The sequence below is a fragment of the Neobacillus sp. S1227 genome, from assembly GCF_055385255.1.
In genome coordinates this window covers 394,376-416,050 of the sequence record NZ_AP038276.1, presented here as the reverse complement: position 1 = coordinate 416,050, position 21,675 = coordinate 394,376, and the positions used below count along the sequence as shown (strand labels likewise).

The 21,675-nt window shown below is 43.5% G+C and carries 16 protein-coding genes; 1 reads left to right on the top strand and 15 read right to left on the bottom strand.

The window, feature by feature from the left end; translation table 11 throughout:
* Nucleotide 1: 1 nt before the first annotated feature.
* From ACZ5AE_RS02120 to ACZ5AE_RS02055, 14 genes are all read right to left on the bottom strand, one after another.
* Nucleotides 2-1,984: a DUF6449 domain-containing protein gene (locus ACZ5AE_RS02120; RefSeq protein WP_464569036.1), complete on the bottom strand. Its 1,983-nt coding sequence runs from the start codon at nucleotides 1,982-1,984 to the stop codon at nucleotides 2-4.
* Nucleotides 1,959-2,858 (bottom strand): ABC transporter ATP-binding protein, encoded by a 900-nt coding sequence (locus tag ACZ5AE_RS02115; protein ID WP_464569034.1) that lies wholly within the window; start codon nucleotides 2,856-2,858, stop codon nucleotides 1,959-1,961. The genes ACZ5AE_RS02120 and ACZ5AE_RS02115 overlap by 26 nt, the downstream gene beginning before the upstream one ends.
* Before the next feature lie 5 nt (nucleotides 2,859-2,863).
* The gene (locus tag ACZ5AE_RS02110) at nucleotides 2,864-3,241 is read right to left on the bottom strand and encodes a GntR family transcriptional regulator (protein ID WP_464569032.1); all 378 of its coding nucleotides are present in this window, start codon (nucleotides 3,239-3,241) and stop codon (nucleotides 2,864-2,866) included.
* 269 nt (nucleotides 3,242-3,510) lie between these two features.
* Entirely contained in the window at nucleotides 3,511-4,689 is a 1,179-nt protein-coding gene (locus ACZ5AE_RS02105) for an amidohydrolase (RefSeq protein ID WP_464569030.1), read from the bottom strand.
* A gap of 2 nt (nucleotides 4,690-4,691) precedes the next feature.
* Complete coding sequence (locus ACZ5AE_RS02100) at nucleotides 4,692-5,921, bottom strand: allantoate amidohydrolase (protein ID WP_464569028.1); 1,230 nt, start codon at nucleotides 5,919-5,921, stop codon at nucleotides 4,692-4,694.
* A gap of 15 nt (nucleotides 5,922-5,936) precedes the next feature.
* Nucleotides 5,937-7,148, bottom strand: coding sequence for a hypothetical protein (locus tag ACZ5AE_RS02095; RefSeq protein WP_464569026.1), 1,212 nt, complete (start codon nucleotides 7,146-7,148; stop codon nucleotides 5,937-5,939).
* Between the two features lie 256 nt (nucleotides 7,149-7,404).
* Entirely contained in the window at nucleotides 7,405-8,397 is a 993-nt protein-coding gene (locus ACZ5AE_RS02090) for a LacI family DNA-binding transcriptional regulator (RefSeq protein ID WP_464569024.1), read from the bottom strand.
* A 3-nt stretch (nucleotides 8,398-8,400) separates the two neighbouring features.
* Nucleotides 8,401-8,859 (bottom strand): aldose epimerase family protein, encoded by a 459-nt coding sequence (locus tag ACZ5AE_RS02085; protein WP_464569022.1) that lies wholly within the window; start codon nucleotides 8,857-8,859, stop codon nucleotides 8,401-8,403.
* A 33-nt stretch (nucleotides 8,860-8,892) separates the two neighbouring features.
* Nucleotides 8,893-10,380, bottom strand: coding sequence for a UDP-glucose--hexose-1-phosphate uridylyltransferase (galT, locus tag ACZ5AE_RS02080; protein ID WP_464569020.1), 1,488 nt, complete (start codon nucleotides 10,378-10,380; stop codon nucleotides 8,893-8,895).
* Entirely contained in the window at nucleotides 10,377-11,558 is a 1,182-nt protein-coding gene (locus ACZ5AE_RS02075) for a galactokinase (protein WP_464573515.1), read from the bottom strand. Before ACZ5AE_RS02075 ends, galT begins: the two co-directional genes overlap by 4 nt.
* 138 nt (nucleotides 11,559-11,696) lie before the next feature.
* Nucleotides 11,697-12,452 carry an NRDE family protein gene (locus ACZ5AE_RS02070; RefSeq protein ID WP_464569018.1) on the bottom strand — a complete coding sequence of 252 codons (756 nt, stop codon included), beginning with the start codon at nucleotides 12,450-12,452 and terminating at the stop codon, nucleotides 11,697-11,699.
* A gap of 353 nt (nucleotides 12,453-12,805) precedes the next feature.
* The gene (locus tag ACZ5AE_RS02065; protein WP_464569016.1) at nucleotides 12,806-14,431 is read right to left on the bottom strand and encodes an ATP-binding protein; all 1,626 of its coding nucleotides are present in this window, start codon (nucleotides 14,429-14,431) and stop codon (nucleotides 12,806-12,808) included.
* A 1,222-nt stretch (nucleotides 14,432-15,653) separates the two neighbouring features.
* Nucleotides 15,654-17,123, bottom strand: coding sequence for a PstS family phosphate ABC transporter substrate-binding protein (locus tag ACZ5AE_RS02060; protein WP_464569014.1), 1,470 nt, complete (start codon nucleotides 17,121-17,123; stop codon nucleotides 15,654-15,656).
* A gap of 150 nt (nucleotides 17,124-17,273) precedes the next feature.
* Nucleotides 17,274-18,506 carry an allantoate amidohydrolase gene (locus ACZ5AE_RS02055; protein WP_464569012.1) on the bottom strand — a complete coding sequence of 411 codons (1,233 nt, stop codon included), beginning with the start codon at nucleotides 18,504-18,506 and terminating at the stop codon, nucleotides 17,274-17,276.
* A 465-nt stretch (nucleotides 18,507-18,971) separates the two neighbouring features.
* Here ACZ5AE_RS02055 and ACZ5AE_RS02050 point away from each other — a divergent pair, with 465 nt between their 5' ends.
* Entirely contained in the window at nucleotides 18,972-20,129 is a 1,158-nt protein-coding gene (locus ACZ5AE_RS02050; RefSeq protein ID WP_464569010.1) for a M20 metallopeptidase family protein, read from the top strand.
* Nucleotides 20,130-20,252: 123 nt separating this feature from the next.
* On the opposite strand, the gene ACZ5AE_RS02045 is transcribed toward ACZ5AE_RS02050, so the two are convergent.
* The gene (locus ACZ5AE_RS02045) at nucleotides 20,253-21,635 is read right to left on the bottom strand and encodes an L-cystine transporter (RefSeq protein WP_464569008.1); all 1,383 of its coding nucleotides are present in this window, start codon (nucleotides 21,633-21,635) and stop codon (nucleotides 20,253-20,255) included.
* Between the last annotated feature and the right edge of the window lie 40 nt (nucleotides 21,636-21,675).

The following is a 21,675-nucleotide window of genomic DNA, read 5'->3' as shown; positions in this document are numbered from 1 at the left end:
GTTACTTAAAATGATTTTTAATAAACTCCGGCACATGCTCCTCATCAAAATAAGTGATTTCACTAAAATGACCATCTTTAAATTTCACAATTGCCGCATATTCATATCGAGGATTTGTCCCGGCGTTCTCAAGTACTTGTTCAATTTGGCCTTTATCGGTAATTTTCAAGGTGTTCCCGCTGTGTTCTATCGCAGATTCGATATCTGTCGGAAATTTACCGCCATCCTCAATGGAAGAGAAATCCCCCTTGGCCACCAGAACGTGTGAGATATCCTCTGCCGTTACCTTTGCTTGATCGAGAACCTCTTTTTCCTTCAGCCAGCCCTCAAATTTCCGATAAGTCGGCTTTAGTTCAAACATAACAGACTGTTCGTTCCCCAAATTGATTTCAACCATTGAACCTAGACTCGTATAATAAATACTATCATTATAGGATTCAGCAAGCACATCTTCCCTTAAGAGAGACAACGCATGCCTTACATCCTCAGGCTTTGCAAGGGTGACAAACTTGTTCACCGGCCCATTAGCCCTGATTTGCAGATATTTCACTTTGTTTTCATCCATCATAAAAATCTCTTTTGAAGTCATTTTAAATTCCTTCGATTCGTAAATCGGCTTATATATATCCTCATAAAGACGCGTCATGACACGGTACTGGCGAATGACCTTTTTCCCGTTTTTCAATTCATACATGATAAAAAACTCTCTATCGGATTTATTCTTTTCCTGCTGGTTGATTTTTTTATTTGCCAAGATTTGTTTATGCATCTTCAGGACGGCCGCAATGTTCTCCGGTTCCTTCATTGGTTTAGGGTCAAAGACATCCCCGTAAAAACCATCATGGCTCAGGTAAAAATTTGGATTGTCTGTTAGCAGGACATTCTTAATTTCACTTTGTTCGGGAACTCTATTTTCATAGAATCCAAGCGCCTGAACTCCTAACACAAACAGCGCCATTGCAGCTAAATAAACGATCAGTCCTTTGATGCGAGTGAAAACCCGCCATGTCTTACGCAGCACCATCTCAGCCGCAAAGTAGCCGAGGGCTGCTCCGATTCCATAGCCAAACAAGGTCCAGCCAAAATTCCTAAAAGAAACTTCGTTAAAATACGCCCCTCCCAAGAGCATGAAGCAAAAGGCAGTTCCATATTTAAAGACCGAACGCAATTTCGGGAAGGCAATCGCTTCCGAGGCCGACTCTAGATTTCTTTTTTTATAAAAAAGCAAGGACACACCGTACAAAACAATTGTAAGGACAATATATAGTACAGCGTCCTTCCATTGAAAAGCGCGGTTTTCAAGAACGGCCGTAAAGGTGATTGGTGATAATTTTTCCATCTGGCGGTTTAGGAAAAAATCACTCGGGAATCCATAGAGTAAGATTTTCAAATTATATGACAGCAATACGGTAATTCCGATGGGGAAGAATAGAAAAGCATACGCCAGTACAGCTTGAACTACCGTGATTCCCGTCATAATTCCAACAAATACGCTGGCTATATACAGGAGCAGTGTAATAACAATGATTGTGCCTGACCAGTAGAGTAAATCATGGATGGTGAACAAGCTGCCGAGGTCATAGGTGAAATGCATAATGTAAGTGATTCCTGTCACGATGGCTACCGGCAGGACGAGCAGCACCATTCCTGTCAGGGCATAATGGTGAAAAATCCGTTCCCTTTTTAACGGAAGACTGTGCATGAGGTCCGTTGCTTGTTTGACATGCAGGAACCGAAATAAAAAGACAGCCAAAATAACAGGGGCAATCGCGATTAAGAAAACCTGAATCTCATAATCATATTGAAAAAGATTATTACGAGACTGGTAGAATAAGAAATTATCGGCATCGGAATACAGAATTAACAGGATGCGAATCGGGAGCACAAACAGCAAACCAAGCAGATAAATAACAGAAATCCACCCTGTGCTCCTACCCATTTGCAGCATCAGTTCTTTATTAAACAACGACATTTTTGATGGCATAGCCGATATCCCCCATTTCGTAAATAAAGATCTCTTCAAGTGTTAGCGGGAGCAGGTCAAAAATGACGGGATGGGTCTCGATAATTTGTTTGGCAATTGTTGTCTCTTCACCCCTGACGATAAGCAAATGGACACTTCCTCGTTTTTCCGAATGAAGCGGCTTTAGTTTATCGAGCAGTCTGTCCGGTACGCCATTCTTATAGGCAACTTGGACTTTGTGAACATTTGACTTTAGATCATCCAGTTCTTTTTCGATTAAAAGTGTCCCTTTGTGAAGGATACCGATATGGTCGCAAATGTCCTCAATCTCCCGAAGGTTATGGGATGAAACGAGAATCGTCATTTCTCTTTCCGCCACATCTTGAATCAGCAGATTCTTCACTTTTTTTCGAACAACCGGGTCAAGACCGTCCATAGGCTCATCTAGGATGAGAATATCCGGCTTTGCCGCAAGAGCCATAATAAAGGCAATCTGCCGCTGCCACCCTTTGGAAAAGGATTGAATTTTCTTGTTTACATCCACCTCAAACGCTTGGGCCAAATTCTTGAAGCGCTCCTCATCCCAGCTTGGATAACAGCTTCTATAAAAGCGGGCCATTTGCTTGGTGGTGTATTGTGGGAAAACGTATGGATGGTCTGGTATAAAAACAAGTTTTTCTTTGAGGTGGACGTTTTCAAAAACGGGCTGCCCGTCAATCGAGATTTCCCCTTGATCCTGTCGGTAAATACCCGCGAGCAGCTTGATAATGGTTGTTTTTCCTGCTCCGTTGGAGCCGATTAATCCATATATTGAACCCGATTGAATGGTCAGGTTGACGTTTTCAATAGCTGTGTATCGATCAAATTTTTTCGTTACGTTTTTAAATTCAATCATGGCTGTCAGGCTCCCCCCTTAGAAGCATCAAGGTCTTGAATGAGACTGATCAGTTCTTGGGCAGGAATCCCTAGGTATAAGGCCTCCAAGATTAATTTCTCCAGTTCCTTCTTCATTTCCACAATCTTCTCCTTGTCAATAGCTTTTTGGTTAGGATTGACAAAACTTCCCTTTCCTTTGACAGAGTAAATATACCCCTGCATTTCAAGCTCTCGGTAAGCCTTTTGAATCGTATTTGGGTTGATGGAAAGCTCAGTTGCAAGCTGCCGGACCGACGGAAGCTGTTCGTCAGGGTTGAGCAGCTCATTCATAATCAGTTCCTTTATCTTATCCACCAGCTGTTCATATATCGGCTTGCGGCTCCTCATATCCAGCTCAAACATAACTGGGTGCCCCCAATCTGTATTAACTGTACTATCATACATAGTACACTATGATTATATTCCATCCACTTCCAAATGTGAACCCATAATTTTGTAAATTTACGCAAAATATTATTTAGGAGGTGCCAGGCACCTCTTTATGTAGCTTGATTTTTGGTTTTTGGACTGTTTCTATACATGCACATATAAAAAAAGGTGTCAGCCCCACGTGGACAAAATACCATTCTGTCCACAAAGTGCTTGACACCTTGTTCTATTATTCACCTATTCTATTTTTCATTTAGGTATGCCCATGCGTATTGTGCGTAGAGTTCGGCGCCGGTTGCGAGGGCATCTTCGTCGATGTTGAATTTCCCATGGTGGTGGGCCCATTGTGTATCTTTTTCAGGGTTGCCGCAGCCTACAAGAGCAAAGCTGCCAGGGGCCTCCATCATGTATTCACTGAAGTCTTCCCCGCCCATGGTTGGCTTTTCGAAATAGACAGCCTCCTCGCCAAACGCTTCGGAAGTGGTCTTCTGAACAAGCTTTGCACTATACTCATCATTGTTAACCGCTTGGGTACCACGCACGTAATCAACCTGTGCCGTCGCCCCGTAAATGGCTGCTACTTGTTCCGCATATTGCTTTAGCTGGGTTTCAATATGGTCCCTCACTGCCGGGTCGAAACAGCGCACAGTTCCCTCAATGTACGCATTTTCAGCAATTACGTTAAACCGTGTCCCAACGACCATTTTTCCCACTGTTAGAACTGCCGGCTGCTGCGGGTCGACAGTGCGTGAGACCACTGATTGCACATTCATCACAAATGAGGAAGCCACAACCGCTGCATCAATACAAGCTTGTGGAATTGCACCATGACCGCCTCTACCTTTAAACGTGACGGTAAATAGGTCTGCGGAAGCAAAGGATGGTCCAGGATTGCAGGAAACCTTCCCGGTCGGCATCTGCGACCAGATATGGATGCCGAAAACATTATCGACCCCTTCCATTGCTCCTTGTTCCACCATTCCTTTCGCACCTGTCGCCACTTCCTCCGCCGGCTGATAAATCAAACGGACATTACCAGGCAGTTCTTCTTTTATCTCATTCAGAGCCTTAGCGGCAATCAACAGCATTGCTGTATGGGCATCATGACCGCAGGCATGCATTTTGCCATCCTCTTGGGAGGCATATGGAAGATCCCTATTTAATTCATCCACCGTCAAGGCATCCATATCACCCCGCAGCCCTACGGTTTTACCAGGCTTCCCGCCTTCAATCGTGGCAATGACACCCGTGGGCTCTGTCTTCCGGTACGGGATCCCAAGGTTGTCTAGATACTCACAAATAAAGGCGGTTGTCTTATATTCCTCCCAGGACAATTCTGGTTCACGGTGAAACTTTCTGCGCAACTCTACTAATTCTTCGTTATATTTTTGAATCGCTTCTTTAATTTTTGCATGAATCATAGCTATTCTGCCTCCGTTAACGTTTTTGCTGTTTGGTATAAAATCTCTATGGCATTGGCGATATCCTTACTGCTGGACCACTCTTCCGGACAATGGCTGAGCCCGTCCTTACTAGGAATAAACAGCATTGCCACGTCGGTCACATCGGATAGTACCATTGCGTCATGGCCCGCACCGCTGTTGATGGAACAGTAGGAAAGATTCAGCTCGCTGCATTTCTGTTTTAAAAGAGAGACAATCTCTGGATTCATCACTTTCGGCGGCATGTATAATTGCTGCTGGACTGTGGTCTTGATTCCATTGCCATTATAGGATTGGGTCCATTCCAATACCTTCTCGACAGCATCTTGGACGCGTTCCTCTTTTCCGGAACGGATATCGACGGTAAACACAACTTTATCAGGAATAACATTTGCCCCGTTCGGCCAAACGTTAAGACGGCCTGTAGTGATGACTGTTCCTTCCCCTGCCTCACAAGCAATTTCCGGAAATCGAGCAATCATTTGTGCAGCCGCAACTAAGGCATCCGCCCGGCGGTCCATTGGGGTGGTGCCCGCATGCCCTGCACGTCCTTCAACGGTTACTTCCAATTGGGTTAATCCAACAATAGCTTCCACCATGCCAATCGGGATTCCTTTTTCCTCAAGGATTGGCCCTTGTTCAATATGCAACTCCAAATAGGCCTTAAGTGTTTTTGGTTCCCTTTTTTTCGGCAAAGAGGGGTCGAGGCCAATTTCAGTCATCGCCTCGACAGCGGTCTTCCCATCTTTATCAGTAATCTTGAAAAACTCTTCCTCTGTTAATAAGCCCGTTATCCCTCTCGACCCCATCAGACCGCCGCCAAATCTAGAACCCTCTTCTTCTATCAGGGCAATCACTTCCAATGGGTACTTGGGTGTCAGGTTATTTTTTAAGAAAAGTCCTGCAACCTCGAGTCCCGCCACCACACCGGCAGGTCCGTCGTAGGACCCGCCATTTGGTACGGAATCAAAATGGGAACCGACTAGGACACTAGGGGCATCCTTTAACGTGCCTTCAAGTTTGCCAAAAATATTGCCTAAACCGTCTTCGCGAACCTCTAGTCCGTATTCCTTCATGATTTCTTTAATATAATTCCGGGCCTGTAAGTCCTCTTTGCTGTACGTCAGCCGGGTTGTCCCTTTTCCCGGCGTGGCAGTGAATTGGCTCAGGACCTCTATATGTTTTTCAATTCTCTGCTGTAAATCACTCAATATTTTCTCCTCCAATTATTTCAAGAATCCAACAAAGATCCCCGCTAAAATAACCGATACAATTGTCACTGTGATGAAACCACCCACTAGCATTGGCGGCAGCATACGATTTGTCAGGAATTCTCTTTCTTTCTCGTCATCTGTTAACGACTTGATTACTTCATTGGTAATGATATAGTCAGCCGGAAATCCGTATAAAGCAGTCAGGGAAACGGCAAACGCCATTTCTTTGCTCACCTTCAAAATCTTGCCGGCGATAAAGGAGAAGATATACATACCGATTACTGCTAAAATGATGGTGCCCACCAGTGGATATAAAATCTGCATCATCATGCTTGGTGTCGCTTGCTTGAGGCCGTCAAAAATAAACAGCATCAGCGCCATAATGGCTAAACCAAAACCGTTGGCTTTTTGCAGGACCTGCTTTTCCAAAAAGCCAGCACTTGAGGCGATGACGCCAAACAACAAACATAGAACAAACGGGCTGATGGAAACAACCGGCGCGGCCAACGCTGAAACTTGATAGGCAAGATAAGCAACTAATGCAAGTCTAAAAAACTTAAAGAAATCGGTGTTGTATTTATCAGGTAAATTTTTAAACAGCTTAAGTTCAGGTTTTGCAACCGCGGAAGCGGCGGCAACCTCTGCTGCAGCAGTTCCCTGTTCCTTCATCATGGCGATCTCCCCACTGCGGTACTGCTTCAAAAGCCTTTTTCCCTCTTTCTTTAATACGATTGAGGTGATCGGATAACCTGCAAATCCCTGAACAACATAGATAACAATAGCAAAAACGGATAAAGATGCGAGGCCTGCTTCCTTTGCACCTTCAGACATGATTAATGCAGAAACTACCCCGCCCACTAATGGCGGAATCGCCACAACGACTGTTTGAAAACCGAAAATAAGGCTGCCTATGGTCATCAACATGGCAATAATCCCAAGGATTCCAGAAAGGGCAATGACAATCGTTTTCCATTGCTTTTTCAATTCATGAAGAGATAGCAAGGTACCCATATTAGTGATTAACAAGTACATCAGCATCGTCGCAACTACAGGCGGTACACCTGATATCGATACGATATCTTTAGGAAAAAAGGTCCAATAACCAATAATGAATAATACAGCACTGACAAATATTGATGGGATCCATGCTTTCGTCCGTACCGCAACAAGGTCTCCTACTAATAAAATAAATACCACTATGACTAAGGCTAGCATTTGTGACATCTAAATCACTTCACTTTCTTTAAGATGGAATATAAAAATTTGCATTATTGTTATTAGTATAATAATATAATTTTATTTTTCAGTCAATTTATAATTTTTTAATTTTTAAAGTAACCGTTTTCATAGCATTTATCCATTTATCTGCAAATTAATTGTTATTTTAGTAGTTTTATAAAATTATTCCAGAAACATCTATTACCATAAAAAAAGCGGCACCATCCATCCCGAGATGGACAATGCCGCCTTTTTATAGTCATTAGAAAGTGCTGTTTCTAATGACTAGTTCGGTTGCGATCGATATTGTTTTAGCTGTTTTTCTTCCTTCAAACCTTTCTAGCAGCGTATCCACAGCTGTTTCTCCCATAAGCTCTGTATGAACCTTGACTGTGCTAAGTGAAGGAAAAACATATTTGGATACACTTATATCATTAATACCGATAAGGTTAACTCGTTTTGGCACAGAGATTCCTTCTTCAAGGAGCGCCCGCAGCGCTCCAATTGCAAGTGGATCATTTCCGGCTAAGAAAGCCGTTGGGAGGTTATTTCCATGTTCCTGAATAGCTCTATGCATCATGGAATAGCCATTGTCGACTGAGAACATCCCCGTATATATATATCCCTCATTTAATAGACCTTTTTCGTTTAAATGACGTTTGAACGCCAATTCCCTTGGGTCTTCCAGGGTTGAGCTTTGATCTTTAAACCCCTCTCTTCCCCCAATATAACCAATCTGCTTATGCCCTTTTTCCAATAGATAATCTAGGACTTTAACAGTGGCTCTTTCAAAATCGACCACAACCGAATCATATAGATCTTCATCTGGAGAATAATCGACAAACACAATGTTATCCGTAACAGAAGACAATTCACTTACTTGCTTGCTGCTGAATTTACCGATGGCAATAAGTCCCTGGATGACCTCTTCCTTCAATTCCTCGAAGCTATCCTGAAAGTATTTAATGACCTGAATCCCATGGTGCCGGCAGCGGTTTTCCACTCCAAGCCGAATGGACATGTAATACAAATCCTCAAGCTCTTCTTTTTCTGTATACCATTGAAAAAGAGCAATTTTTCCGATTTCGGGTTTACGGGCACTTGCTTTTTTCTTATAATCCAGCTCCTCAGCCACTTCAAAAATCCGCTTTTTCGTTTCGTCGCTGACTGAAAGGGTCGCATCATAATTCAGCACTCTTGAGACAGTGGCAATTGATACTCCCGCTTTTTTTGCAATATCCTTAATAGTTGCCATAAATCAAACTCCTATTGTATTAGAAAAAAAACGATACTTCGTTGTGGAATAGTATACTTCCTCGGGATTTAAAATGACAGTTGGAAAATCCGGATGATGGATGGCATCGGGAAGCCCTTGGGTTTCTAGGCATACGCCCAAATAGTTCCGTGCCCGGACACCCGAGACAGAATACGGCCCTTCTAATACTTTCCCGTCCAATTCAAATTCGGCGCCTTTAATTCTTCCCGCTACCCGTCCAACCACTGCCCCAAAATACGGGGACCATTCCAGATAATCCTCAAAACGGTCAAACCCGAGCACAACATTTTCCACTTTACCCTGCCGGTCAGGCACCAATATTTTGTTGATGATACAGCCATAATTTAGACAGGACACGGCTATTCCTGAATCACTAGTTAGCGTATATTCGTATACCTGCTCACCATTATAACGTCCAAATACATTTTCTGCCATTTCCATTTTCTCACTTCCTCCCAAACCTCAATCTATAGATTACAACGATTTGACAAAACGCAGGAACCCAGCTTTCCCATCTTCATTCCGTTTAAACATGCCCGCATCTTCCAGTACCTTCAAAAATTTCCTTCCAACCTCTGCTCTTACCAACGCACTCACGTTTGACTCGTCAACCTTGCCTTGAAATCGCCGCTTTAACTCCTCAGCCCAGCTTAAATGATAGCCTGCAACCTCTGCTTTTTTGTCAAGGATAAAAGCTTCCACCTCTTGCAGTTCCGCCAACAGGCGCGCCGGCAAAACCGCCAATCCCATGACTTCGATGAGGCCGATGTTTTCCTTTTTGATATGATGGACATCCGCATGCGGGTGGAAAATGCCCAGCGGATGCTCCTCGCTCGTCCGGTTATTGCGCAGAACCAAATCCAGTTCAAAAAGGTCTCCTTTCTTTCGGGTAATCGGTGTAATCGTATTGTGCGGAACCTCTCCGGTCAAGGCGATAATATCAAGTGTTTCGTCGCTATAGTTTTTCCATTTGTCCAAAATAAGGGAACCTGCGGCAACAAGCGTATTCATTTCTTCTGAACGCAGACGAATGACAGACAATGGCCATTTCACAACGGCAGCCTGGACATCCGGGAAATTGGGTATCTCAAATGACCATTCCGATTCCGCCTTTGCCATTGCAAATTCATAGTTGCCTCCCTGGTAATGTTCATGGGATAAAATCGAACCGCCAACTATCGGGATATCGGCATTGGAACCAATAAAATAATGTGGAAATTGCTCAACGAAAGCTAACAGCCGCTGGAAGGTCAGCCTGCTGATTTTCATTTCAGTATGCTCTTCAGACAAGACTATGCAGTGCTCGTTGTAGTAAACATACGGTGAATACTGCAAATACCACGTCTCATCCAGAAGATTCATCCGAATCATACGGTGGCTAGAGCGGGCAGGATGGCCGATTCTCCCGGCATACCCCTCATTCTCAACGCAAAGCAAACACTTCGGATACCCGGTTTGTTTCATCGCCCGCTCAAGCGCAATACTTTTCGGATCTTTTTCTGGCTTTGATAGATTAATGGTAATATCTAATTCACCGTATTCTGTTACTGCTTTATACTCAATATTTTTACGAATCCGCTTCACCTGAATGTAATTGCTATTTTTACTTAAATCATAGTAAAACTCGGTAGCCGCCTCCGGACTCTGCTTGTATTTTTGAAAAAATTGCCGATTGATTTCGGAAGGCCTTGCCATAAAGCAGTTCATGATTTGGCTCGAAAAAATTTCTTTTTCGTCAAAGATATCTTCAATGATTCCTTGTTTGCAAACATAATCGACCATTTGATCGAGTAAATCCGGGATGGACAAATCCATCTTTTCTGCCGGTTCGTTAATGCTGAAATCTTTCAAATGCAGTAGTGAGAGGACTTGATTACGTGCATAAATAACATCCTCTTTCTCTATTAATTGAGCCTCCAACGCACGCTCAACTAATTGTTGGACTAGTTGTTGAGTGCTCATCTCACTTCCTCCATTCCGATTTCCTTCGCCCCATCGCCAATGCCCGCCACGTAAAAGTGCGCAGCCCGGCCAATTTTATCAAGATAGGCCGCACCAACATTGGTAATAAACTTTTCAACCTCTTCATTGACAACAATTGCAATGGCGCAGCCCCCGAATCCTGCCCCCGTCATCCTCGCCCCAACGACTCCTGGCTGCTTCCAGGCCGCTTCTACTAAACTATCAAGTTCAATTCCAGTAACTTCATAGTCGTCCCTTAAAGAAGTGTGGGACTGGTTCATCAACTGTCCAAACGACACTAGATCGCCAGCCTTAAGTGCATCGAGCGCCTTTAATGTTCTGACATTTTCATAAACTGCATGCTTCGCTCTCTTGCGTACTATTTCATTTGTGATGAAAATCTGGTTTTCAGCAAACTCCTCTTCAGATAACTGCCCCAGCGCTTCAATAGGAAGCTTTTCCTGAAGCTCTGCAAGAGCCGTTTCACATTCGCTTCTGCGCTCATTGTATTTTGAGTCAGCAGATTCACGCCTCTTGTTCGTATTCATTATGATAATTTTGTGGCTATCTAGTTGAATCGGTGCATACTCGTATTTGAGAGTCTGGCAGTCTAGTAATATTCCTGTATCCTGCTTTCCCATACCAATGGCAAATTGGTCCATAATCCCGCTGTTTACTCCAATAAATTCATTCTCAACCCTTTTGCCAATTTTAATTAAATCAAGTCGTGGTATCTCCAATTCAAACAGGCCATTGACAAGGACACCAGTTAACAATTCAATTGAAGCGGATGATGACAGGCCGGCACCATTCGGGATATTACCATGGATGACACACTCAAAGCCCTCTGGTATTCTATAACCTTCCTCGATAATATAACGGATCATCCCTTTCGGATAGTTGGCCCAATTGTGCTCTTTATTATATTCAAGCTGATTTAAGTCAAATTCAATTACTCCATTATCGGGAAAGTTAACAGAATAAAGACGAACCAGCTGGTCCTCACGCCTGGCAGCAACTGCATATGTTCCATAAGTAATCGCACATGGGAATACATGACCGCCGTTATAGTCGGTATGCTCGCCGATCAAATTAATCCTTCCCGGGGCAAAGAAAGCCTTTTGGGGTGGGGCATGAAATAAGTCATTAAAGGTTTTTTTCAGTGTAGTCTCATTCATCATGGTTTCCTCCAGCTACTTAAAGTCTGCTTCGTTACCTTCATTGTACTAACACAAGTAAAACTAAGGCAATTATTTTTACTAAAATTTTTACTAAAATGATAATAAAAAAATACAGCAGATGCATAATCCGCTGTATTAATAGGAGATGATATATTTTTGATCATTGGTACCTTCAGTTGAAAAAACTCGTTCTATATATTTTATTTCATTATCAGACAAAAGCATAACCGTCGAACTTCTTGTCCCGTAATTCCCACTTTTGATAAACATTGGTGAAAGCATTCTTTCCATCTCTAATGACACGCCCGTATTCGGCAGTCGTTCATCCGGTGCAGAATCTGCATTATTGAGAAGGGTCATAAGCTGCTCCTCGAGGACCTTCGGGTCATTGGCTACGATGTTTGACATGCCAGCCTTCCCCATTATCACCTTTGGCCACTCGGTATTAAGAAGATGGTTGCTGACCCCATAAATGCCCGGCTCAAGCTTTTGAAACTCTTGTCCAATGTTAGAATAATAATAAAGTCCCTCGGCATCCCCTGCCAGCAGGTTGTAGCCGGGGTATTGCTCCTTTGTTTCTGACAGCTTTTGCATGTAACTTTCAATGGTCCCATTGTAATTCAAGGCATCCGCCACCAGTTCCCCCCTTGACCGTTTTCCCTCGGCAACCTCTTTTGGATTGCGATAGTTGGTCAATGCGGCAAACCGCCCTCCCCGGGTGACACCCATCCAAGTTCCCATTTTCTCCAGATCCCTGCCGGCAAGGATATCAGGCTCATCTTCCCAAAAATGGGCAGGAGCAGTCGGCCTTTTATAAAACTCATCCCGATTGGCAGCCACAATCAGCTGATACTTAGGGTGCACTTTATATGCAAAAAGAATTAAACACACGAATCATCACAGCCTTTTTGGAAAATTTCCCTTCTACTATTTTAACGGTTTATTACCTTATCCGCCATGTTCTTGATAAAACTCAATCAAACGTTTGATTAGCTTCTCAAAGCCTTATGTATCAAGTAATCCTGCGTTTCAATCAAACGTTTGGTTAGTTTTTTCCTCACATTTCTCAAATCTATACAAACGGTTGATTAATTTTTCCGTTCGACCTAAAAAATCCAATCAAACGTTTGATTAGTTCCTCCAACCCTTATGTGCCAAGCATTCCAACGTTTCAATCAAACGTTTAATTAGTTTTTCCAACAAAAAAGAGACTCTCTGAATAGACAGTCCCTCATACCAATCTTTTATATTGCCAGCGGTAATTTAATTTCTACTACTGTTCCTTCGTTTTGTTTGCTTGAATACGAAATACTTCCTTTATGCTGCTTGATAATCTTATGGCAAATCATCACACCAAGTCCGGTTCCTTTTTCTTTTAAACTATAAAACGGTTCGCCTAACCGCGGCAAAAGCTCTTCCGGGATCCCGCAGCCATGGTCCTTTATCGTAACAATACAGTCACCATCAACTCCTTTACAGAGATGGATGTCAATATCGCCACCCTTCGGCATAGCCTCCATGGCATTCTTTATAATATTCAGGAATACCTGCTTCAACTGGTTTTTCTCACAAATAACCGGGAACGGTGCCCCTTCAAACAACGTGTTCATTTGTATACCGGTCATAAGTGCCTGCGGAGATATAAATTCAATTGTATTGTCAATCAGTTCCCGTAAATCCGCCCTGGTGAGTTTAACCGCTTGCGGCTTGCCCAATGAAAGCATCTCACTTGTAATGGTTTCAATTCGGGACAGTTCACCCAGCAGCAAATCACTGTATTCAAAAGAACTGTTTGCAGCTTTATAAAGCTGAACAAATCCCTTAATTGTTGTAAGAGGATTCCGAATCTCATGGGCTACCCCTGCTGCAAGTTCTCCGACGATCGAAAGCTTCTCGGATTGCAATAGGATCTCTTCAGATTTTTTTCGCTCCGAAATATCCCGGCTAACGATGACAAGGTGCTCAATCAACTCATTCTCCCCTCTGACTGGCATGCAGCGGGATTCAAATTCAATCCAGCGCCCATCTTGATGAAGAAAGCGAATTTCCATTGACTGGGCTTCTTCTTTATCAAACATCCTTTGAACCGTTTTTCTAAAAAAATCCACATCATTTGGATGAATGAATTTACACAGTTCGACTCCCTCCAACTCCGATAACTGATGTCCCAGGATCAATTCATGAGATGGAGAAAAGTACGTAACTGAGTGATTTTTACGCATTACTTTAATCAGGTCAGAAGTGTTTTCTGCGATCAATCTATATTTAGATTCGCTTTTCTCAACCATCTTATACATTTCTATTAATCTGCTATTCATTCGGTAAAGCTTTAAATAGGATTCGATTAGCAAAACACCAGTAATGACACCGAGCAGGACGAAAGCTACATATTCAATGTGAAAAAGTGGCTTATCTCTCAAAACATTAAATATAATCGGTACTTCTATAAAATAAATAATGGCATAAAGGGCAAAGAATATAACACTTCTTTTCACTGCGGTAAAGCGGGCTGTAAATACATGGGCAATACAAAAGCCAGCTACAATAATTAACCAGCCGATGATTGGTGTGGCCAGCTGCCCCCCTACAAGCAGTCTTGCACTAATTGAACAGATTGCAGTAATCACGCCGCCGACTGGACCAAAATAGGCAAAACTGATAATGACTGCTGCATAACGGATATCATATATATATCCGCCCCTGTGAATGGCGAGGGCAACAAGAATAGCAGAAACCATTCCTCCATAGAACCCCACAATTAACCGGTAATGTTTAAGCGGTTTAAAATCACTAAATGAACCCGCAACAATTGGTAAAAATATTAAAAATGCAAAGATTGCAAGATTAACGATGTAATCTAATAGAACCAACTGACTCCCACCTAAAAACTAGTATATATATATATCATAAACCAGACTGTCTTTCATTGGAATAGTTACCTTTAGGTGGAATTTTCCATTAAAAATATTCTCTTTTCTAATAGATTGTTGCTTTCTAATATAAAAACCGCTTCAAGAAGGAAAGAATCACTAACTGCCTCGCTATAAGCGATCAAACATTAAAAAAATTAGGGAACTGGGCGCATATAGCCCTTCTATGCACCCCAACTCTTGATAAATTCTGCGGTCCGGGCGCATATAGCCCTTCTATGAGCCCTAACGCTTGATAATTTCTGCGGTCCGGGCGCATATAACCTTTCTATGCACTCCAACTCTTGATAAATTCTGCGGTCCGGGCGCATATAACCTTTCTATGCTCCCCAACTCTTGATAATTTCTGCAGTCCGGGCGCATATAGCCCTTCTACGCGCCCCAACTCTTGATAAACTCTGCGGTCCGGGCGCATATAGCCCTTCTATGAGCCCTAACGCTTGATAATTTCTGCGGTCCGGGCGCATATAACCTTTCTATGCACCCCAACTCTTGATAATTTCTGCGGTCCGGGCGCATATAACCTTTCTATGCTCCCCAACTCTTGATAATTTCTGCGGTCCGGGCGCATATAGCCCTTCTATGCTCCCCAACTCTTGATAATTTCTGCGGTCCGGGCGCATATAGCCCTTCTATGAGCCCTAACGCTTGATAATTTCTGCGGTCCGGGCGCATATAACCTTTCTATGCACTCCAACTCTTGATAAATTCTGCGGTCCGGGCGCATATAACCTTTCTATGCTCCCCAACTCTTGATAATTTCTGCAGTCCGGGCGCATATAGCCCTTCTACGCGCCCCAACTCTTGATAAACTCTGCGGTCCGGGCGCATATAGCCCTTCTATGTGCCCCAACCCTTGATAAATTCATCGGTCCAGTCGCATATAGCCCTTCTATGCGACCCAATGCTTGATAAATTCTGCGGTCCGTTGCATATAGCCCTTCTATTCGCCCCAACTCTTGATAAATTCATCGGATCGGTAGCATAGGAGCAAAAATCACACTATTTACGAAAACAGCAGAAAAATGACCCTCCCGCAAAATACGAAAGAGCCTAATTAATATTCAGTTTTAATTTTCTAATATTATTAATGTTTAAAAATTGTCCACACCACCTGGACATATGTCCACGGACGGTGCGTGTCACCTCGATTGACACCACATTACTGTTCAGCAAGCTTGATATAGCCAATTCTCTCAACTAATTCCTGGCCTTGCGGGCCTTGCATCCAGTCGAGAAAGGGTTGTATGTTTGGGTTTGTGTTGTCTTTAAGTGTGATGGCGTAGAGTGTGGCAGTGAATGGGTAATTGCCGCTTGCGATGTTTTCTGGATCTGGTTCAATCCCGTTAATTGCCAACAGTTTAATATCTGGATTTTCCTTCATTCCGGTTGCAAAAAAACGAAATGAGAACCCTATTGCATTTTGATAGTTTCGATAGTCGGCCACTTGTTCAATAATCCCGCCCATCCCTTCGGGTACATCCTCCTTAAGAGGCTTCATAATCTTTGTTTCTCCCATTATTTTTTCCAAAAGGGTTTGGCTGCCGGAATTTTTCGGACGCTGAAAGGCAATAATTTTCTCGGAACCTCCTCCAAGCTCGGACCAATTGTTAATCTTTCCAGAGTAGATTCCTTTAATTTCAGAAACCTTTAAACTATCTACCTCATTTTTCGGATTCACGAAAAAGACAAATGCTTCCTTGCCAATCGGGGTCATAACCAGCTCTTTCCCAGCTTGCTTTGCCATTTCTCGCTGCTCCTTAGAAGGCTCAGCCCCAAAGTAAATGTCTACTTCTCCCGATAATAAGCGTTCATAGGAATAAATGGTGTTTGTAAAGCTGACAACCTCCCTGCTTTCACCCATCACCTTTTCAATATTTTCATAAGTTGCGAGGGCAAAGGCAGAATAAACCGGAAAGGCCGCTTCTGCCCCATCCAGGACGGGCATTTCCATTGGGTTCGTTATAATAAAAGTTGATTTTGTGGTAACCTTCGGTAACTTGTTATTTGGATTTGTCACATCGTAAGGAGTTAGGTCCGTGCTTGAGTAGCCGCCTGCGTATTTAAAGCCATAAGACGGCAAAACGGTTTGGCTGCGATACCATTGAACAGCTGAACCAGTTCCAATTGCCAAAAGGAGCACCGCTAAAATAGGTAAAAACTGCTTCTTCTTGGTCAAAACAACAGTGAATTGTACCTTACGAGAGGCCGCTGCTATAATCACTCCGATAGCAAATGAAAGCTCATAGGCCAGCGGTGCCCATAAAAACAGCCTTCCCTCGCCGCCAAACATAGCAGCAAAGTAAATCGGTGCATAGGCGATATGAAAGATGCAATAGAATAACCATGAATCTGCCCCGTAAAATCCGCCATTAATCAGCATAAAAACAGCCCATAGCACTGTAGTATAAGTAAGTGGAACCGGGATTAGGGCAATATACTCTTTTAATTGGCACAATCTTAGCAGTTTCCTGCCAGCAAAAAATCCTGCCAAACCGCCGCCCACGAAGAGAACAGACAGCAGGATTTCCATAAGCTTTTCAAAATTCCCCATTAATGGCAGTGTAAGGAAAGATAACCCTAGTGGCACTAATCCAAAATAAAAGATGAAAAGTAGCAGTTTTTTTCCCATTATAGCCGCCCCCTCTTTAATATCTAGTCCCTTTTAGAATATTATGGTGTAATTTTACACCATAACACCAACTTCAACAACACATTTCTTCCTTAATTTAACATTAAAAAAACTCCTCCGATAAACGGAGGAGTCTGTTCCATTATCATTTTATTTATTTAACAGTGTAAGAACTGTATCCAATACGACATTGACCCCTTTTTCGCAGTCTTCCCAGGCAGTCAATTCTTCCTCGCAATGGCTTTTTCCGTTGATGCTTGGAACGAACAGCATGGCCGTTGGGACATAGCTTGCAATGAACTGGGCATCATGCCCGGCGCCGCTAACCATTCGTTTATGGGTATATCCCAGCGACTGGGAAGATCGCTCCAAGGAAGCGCAAAGTTCCGGTTCGAACCACACCGTGTCGCGCTCCCATAATTTTGTTATCTTGATTTCACAACCTTCGTCGAGGCCTAAATGCGGCAGCCCTTGAACGAAATCTTTGAAAGTGTTGACGATTTCCATGTCTTTATGGCGTGCTTCAAGCGTAAAGACAACTTTATTCGGAATGACGGTATGGATGCTTGGATATACGTTTACCCTGCCGATGGTGAAAACAAGATCGGAGTCCAAAGCACTTAGACGTTTACGAGTTTCATTAATTAGGTTGTTTGTTGCAAATAGGGCATCCTTGCGCATGTTCATTGGAGTCGTTCCGGCATGGTCCGATTCCCCGGTTACCTCTATTTCAAAGCAAGCCATGCCGACAACACATTCTACTACACCAATTGTGTGGCCTTCTTTTTCGAGGATAGGCCCCTGTTCGATGTGCAATTCCAAAAAGGCGGCTGCTTCTTTAAGACGGTTTTCTACACTTCCATCATATCCAATTGCCTTAAGAGCTTCTTCAAAGGTTATCCCTTCTGAATCTTCCTTTTGAAGCATGGCGGCTTTGTCAAATTTACCTGCGAGTACACCTGATGCCATCAACGAAGGCTCGAATCTTGCTCCCTCCTCATTCGTGAAATTGACAATTGTAATCGGGTATTTAGGTTTAATTTTATGGTCGACAATTGTACGCACGACTTCAAGCCCTGTCAAGACACCTAAAACACCGTCGAACCGGCCACCTTTTTTAACGGAGTCTAAATGGGAGCCAATCAGGATGGGAGGCTTATTTTCCGTTCCACCAAGCGTCGCATACATGCAGCCCATGTCGTCAACCTTCACAGTCATCCCTAATTCCTCACAGCATTTGCGAAAATAACCTCTTGCCGCACGGTCCTCTTCCGATAAAGAAAGACGGGTGACACCATTATTTTCCGTTCGGCCAAACTGGGCAAAACGTTCCAATTCTCCTTTAAGTCTTTCTCCATTAATCAATATCTTTTGTTTTTGCATTTGAACACTCCCCTTTAAAAATTAATAACGGTTTTATACTTTCTTGAGGAAGACAATGCTTTTGTTTTAAAAAAATAGATTCTAAACATTATAGGAATATTCAGTTATTTTAATTATAGTCCAGCTAAACGAGATTTCACTAGATAGTTTGAAAAATAAAAACGGATAACCCACTAGAAGGGTTATTCTGTACGGTCCATTACCCCTGAAAAAGCACTTTATTGTTTTTCATCCGGTTCTCCTCTATCTAAAAATCTTACAAAAACTATATCTCTCTTAATTAGGTTACTAGTCTAGTGAATTTCTTTTCCGAATTAGCTCCCTTTTTTGACTATCTATTGATTCCTGAACACCCCGCTACATGAAAACATTTATTTCCATCCAGTATTTGATTCTTGTAATATAGTTGAATATATCTTAAAATTGGTTGCATAAAAATACACATAGGATCGAAGGAGTTACATCATGTTACAGACAAAAAATGTTGATTCAGAGTTAAAGGCCTGGGCCATCGAGCAGCGCCGTCATTTTCATATGCATCCGGAGCTGTCCGGGCAGGAATACAATACCTCCGCTTACGTAAAAGAAAAATTGGCGGAATTCGGGATCCCTTTAGACAACAGGTTTTCCGGCCCTAGTGTGGTGGCCTTTTTTAAAGGAACAGAAGGAAGCAAGACGATTGCCCTAAGGGCCGATATGGATGCCCTGCCACTCCAGGAGGAAGGGGACAAGCCCTATATTTCCAAAGTTCCTGGCGTCATGCACGGCTGCGGCCATGACGGCCATACGGCCATTTTGCTGGCGGCGGCAAAATGGATGAGCAACAATCCTGATTTGGTGAAAAATAATATCCGCTTGATCTTTCAAAGCTCAGAGGAAGCCTCCCCAAGCGGCGCCCAGAAGCTTGTGAGAGAAGGAGTGCTGGACGGGATTGACGCGATTTATGGAATCCACCTGATTTCACGCATGCCTATGGGAAAGGTTGGCTTTGCCACCGGCTATGCGATGGCTTCGTGTAATGACTTTGATATTAAAATTGAAGGTAAAGGCGGACATGGCGGATACCCCCATGATACGGTCGACCCGATTTATATTGCCAGCCACTTGATTCAGGCTTTTCAATCAGTTGTCAGCAGGAATTTGCATCCATTGCATGCAGGAGTTATTTCATTTGGGGGGATGCAGGCAGGAAATTCCTACAATGTCATTCCTCACGAGGTGACATTGAAGGGGACAATCCGGGCATTGACCTTTGAGGCAGCCGAGCTCATGCATGAGAAAACGGCCCAGTTGACAGAGTCCATCTGCGCAAGCTTTGGGGCTAAAGGACTTTATCAATTTATCGAGGGAACCCCTCCGTTGTACAATCACCCGGAAGCATGTGAATTTGCCCGCGGTGTCATTGAAAATACCTTTGGAGCAGATGCTTTCTTGCCAATAGACCCAGTACTAGGAGCCGAGGATTTCTCCTATTACTTGAAAGAAAAGGTCGGGGCCTTCATCAATGTCGGGATGCAAAGTGAAAAAAGCCAGTATCCGCACCACCATCCGAAATTCGATATTGACGAAGACGCCATCCCAACCGCCATTGAACTCATGATCCAACTGGCGCTGCAAGCGTAAAACTAAAATATCCTGCAGAATGCGGAACTTCAATAAGCACGCAAAGAAGCCGAACCCCAACCATAACATTTGGGGCTCGGCTTTTTATATTATGTGTCCACGCCGGGAGCCTGTCACCCGTGCTTACGCTTCAACGATGTCCGGCTGCTTGTAAGTGTCGGTATCGAATTCGCCTGTTGCTTTGCTGGTAAGAACGCCAGCTGTCATGGCACCGCTGACGTTTAGGGCTGTTCGGCCCATATCGATAAGAGGCTCAACGGAGATGAGCAGGCCGACGATGGCAATTGGCAGATTCATCACGGATAGCACGATGAGGGCTGCGAAGGTCGCGCCGCCGCCAACACCGGCCACACCGAAAGAACTAATAGCAACGACAAGAATAAGAGTCAGAATAAAGCTTAGACTCGTCGGATCGACACCGGCAGCAGGTGCAACCATGACCGCCAGCATAGCTGGATAAATCCCTGCACAGCCATTTTGCCCAATAGTCAGTCCGAAGGAGCCGGCAAAGTTTGCAATCCCTTCAGAAACACCCAAATCCTTTGACTGGGTTTTAATCGTCATCGGGAGCGTTCCCGCACTCGTTCGTGAAGTGAACGCAAAGGTTAACGTAGGGAGTGCTTTTTTCACATAGTTATATGGACTTAGTTTCGCCGCCATTAAAAGCAATAGATGCACAATAAACATAATGATGAGCGCTACATAGGAGGCGACCACAAACGTCCCTAGTTTCACAATTGCATCGTAATCACTTGTTGCAGCCACCCTCGTAATAATCGCAAGTATTCCGTATGGTGTCAGCCTAAGCACCATGGTGACCACTCTCATCACAACCGAGTATACGGTGTCGATGATTTTTGAAAAGAATTCCGCATGCTCCGGTTCTTTCCTTTTTACACCCAAATAGGCAATTCCAATAAAGGCGGCAAAAATGACAACAGCTATAGTTGAAGTTGGTCGGGCGCCTGTTAGGTCTTGAAACGGATTACTTGGGATGAAATCAACGATTTGCTGCGGCAATGTCATATTTTCGACTGTCGGAACCCGTTCCTCCAATTGTGCAATACGAGCCTTCTCTGCATCGCCTTGGGTCAACTGAGCTCCGTCTAAATTAAATCCCAGAGCAGAGCCAATTCCGATGGCTGCCGCAATCGCTGTCGTACCGAGCAGGATACCAATGACAAGAACACTGATTTTGCCAATGTTTTTAGATAATTTCAGTTTCGTAAATGCCCCGACAATCGAGACAAAGATCAACGGCATAACTACCATTTGCAGCAGTTTGACATAACCGTTTCCGGCAATATTAAACCATTCAATGGAACGTGCCAGTACCTCAGATGTCGTACCGTAGATGGCATGAAGAATAATTCCAAAAATAATACCCAAGCCAAGTGCCGTGAAAACACGCTTTGAAAACGAAACATGCTTCCTTTGCATCTGGAACAACCCGAACATGAGCAACAACAGAACAGCAATGTTTACAATGATCAGAATGGTATTCATGTTTGTCCTCCCCTTTTGATTTTTTGGAGAAACGCTAAAC

Bases quoted from the DNA above. Each gene is read 5' to 3' on its own strand.
- ACZ5AE_RS02120 (WP_464569036.1), bottom strand. From the start codon at position 1,984: ATGCCATCAAAAATGTCGTTGTTTAATAAAGAACTGATGCTGCAAATG.
- ACZ5AE_RS02115 (WP_464569034.1), bottom strand. From the start codon at position 2,858: ATGATTGAATTTAAAAACGTAACGAAAAAATTTGATCGATACACAGCT.
- ACZ5AE_RS02110 (WP_464569032.1), bottom strand. From the start codon at position 3,241: ATGTTTGAGCTGGATATGAGGAGCCGCAAGCCGATATATGAACAGCTG.
- ACZ5AE_RS02105 (WP_464569030.1), bottom strand. From the start codon at position 4,689: ATGATTCATGCAAAAATTAAAGAAGCGATTCAAAAATATAACGAAGAA.
- ACZ5AE_RS02095 (WP_464569026.1), bottom strand. From the start codon at position 7,148: ATGTCACAAATGCTAGCCTTAGTCATAGTGGTATTTATTTTATTAGTA.
- ACZ5AE_RS02090 (WP_464569024.1), bottom strand. From the start codon at position 8,397: ATGGCAACTATTAAGGATATTGCAAAAAAAGCGGGAGTATCAATTGCC.
- ACZ5AE_RS02085 (WP_464569022.1), bottom strand. From the start codon at position 8,859: ATGGAAATGGCAGAAAATGTATTTGGACGTTATAATGGTGAGCAGGTA.
- galT (WP_464569020.1), bottom strand. From the start codon at position 10,380: ATGAGCACTCAACAACTAGTCCAACAATTAGTTGAGCGTGCGTTGGAG.
- ACZ5AE_RS02075 (WP_464573515.1), bottom strand. From the start codon at position 11,558: ATGAATGAGACTACACTGAAAAAAACCTTTAATGACTTATTTCATGCC.
- ACZ5AE_RS02060 (WP_464569014.1), bottom strand. From the start codon at position 17,123: ATGGGAAAAAAACTGCTACTTTTCATCTTTTATTTTGGATTAGTGCCA.
- ACZ5AE_RS02055 (WP_464569012.1), bottom strand. From the start codon at position 18,506: ATGCAAAAACAAAAGATATTGATTAATGGAGAAAGACTTAAAGGAGAA.
- ACZ5AE_RS02050 (WP_464569010.1), top strand. From the start codon at position 18,972: ATGTTACAGACAAAAAATGTTGATTCAGAGTTAAAGGCCTGGGCCATC.
- ACZ5AE_RS02045 (WP_464569008.1), bottom strand. From the start codon at position 21,635: ATGAATACCATTCTGATCATTGTAAACATTGCTGTTCTGTTGTTGCTC.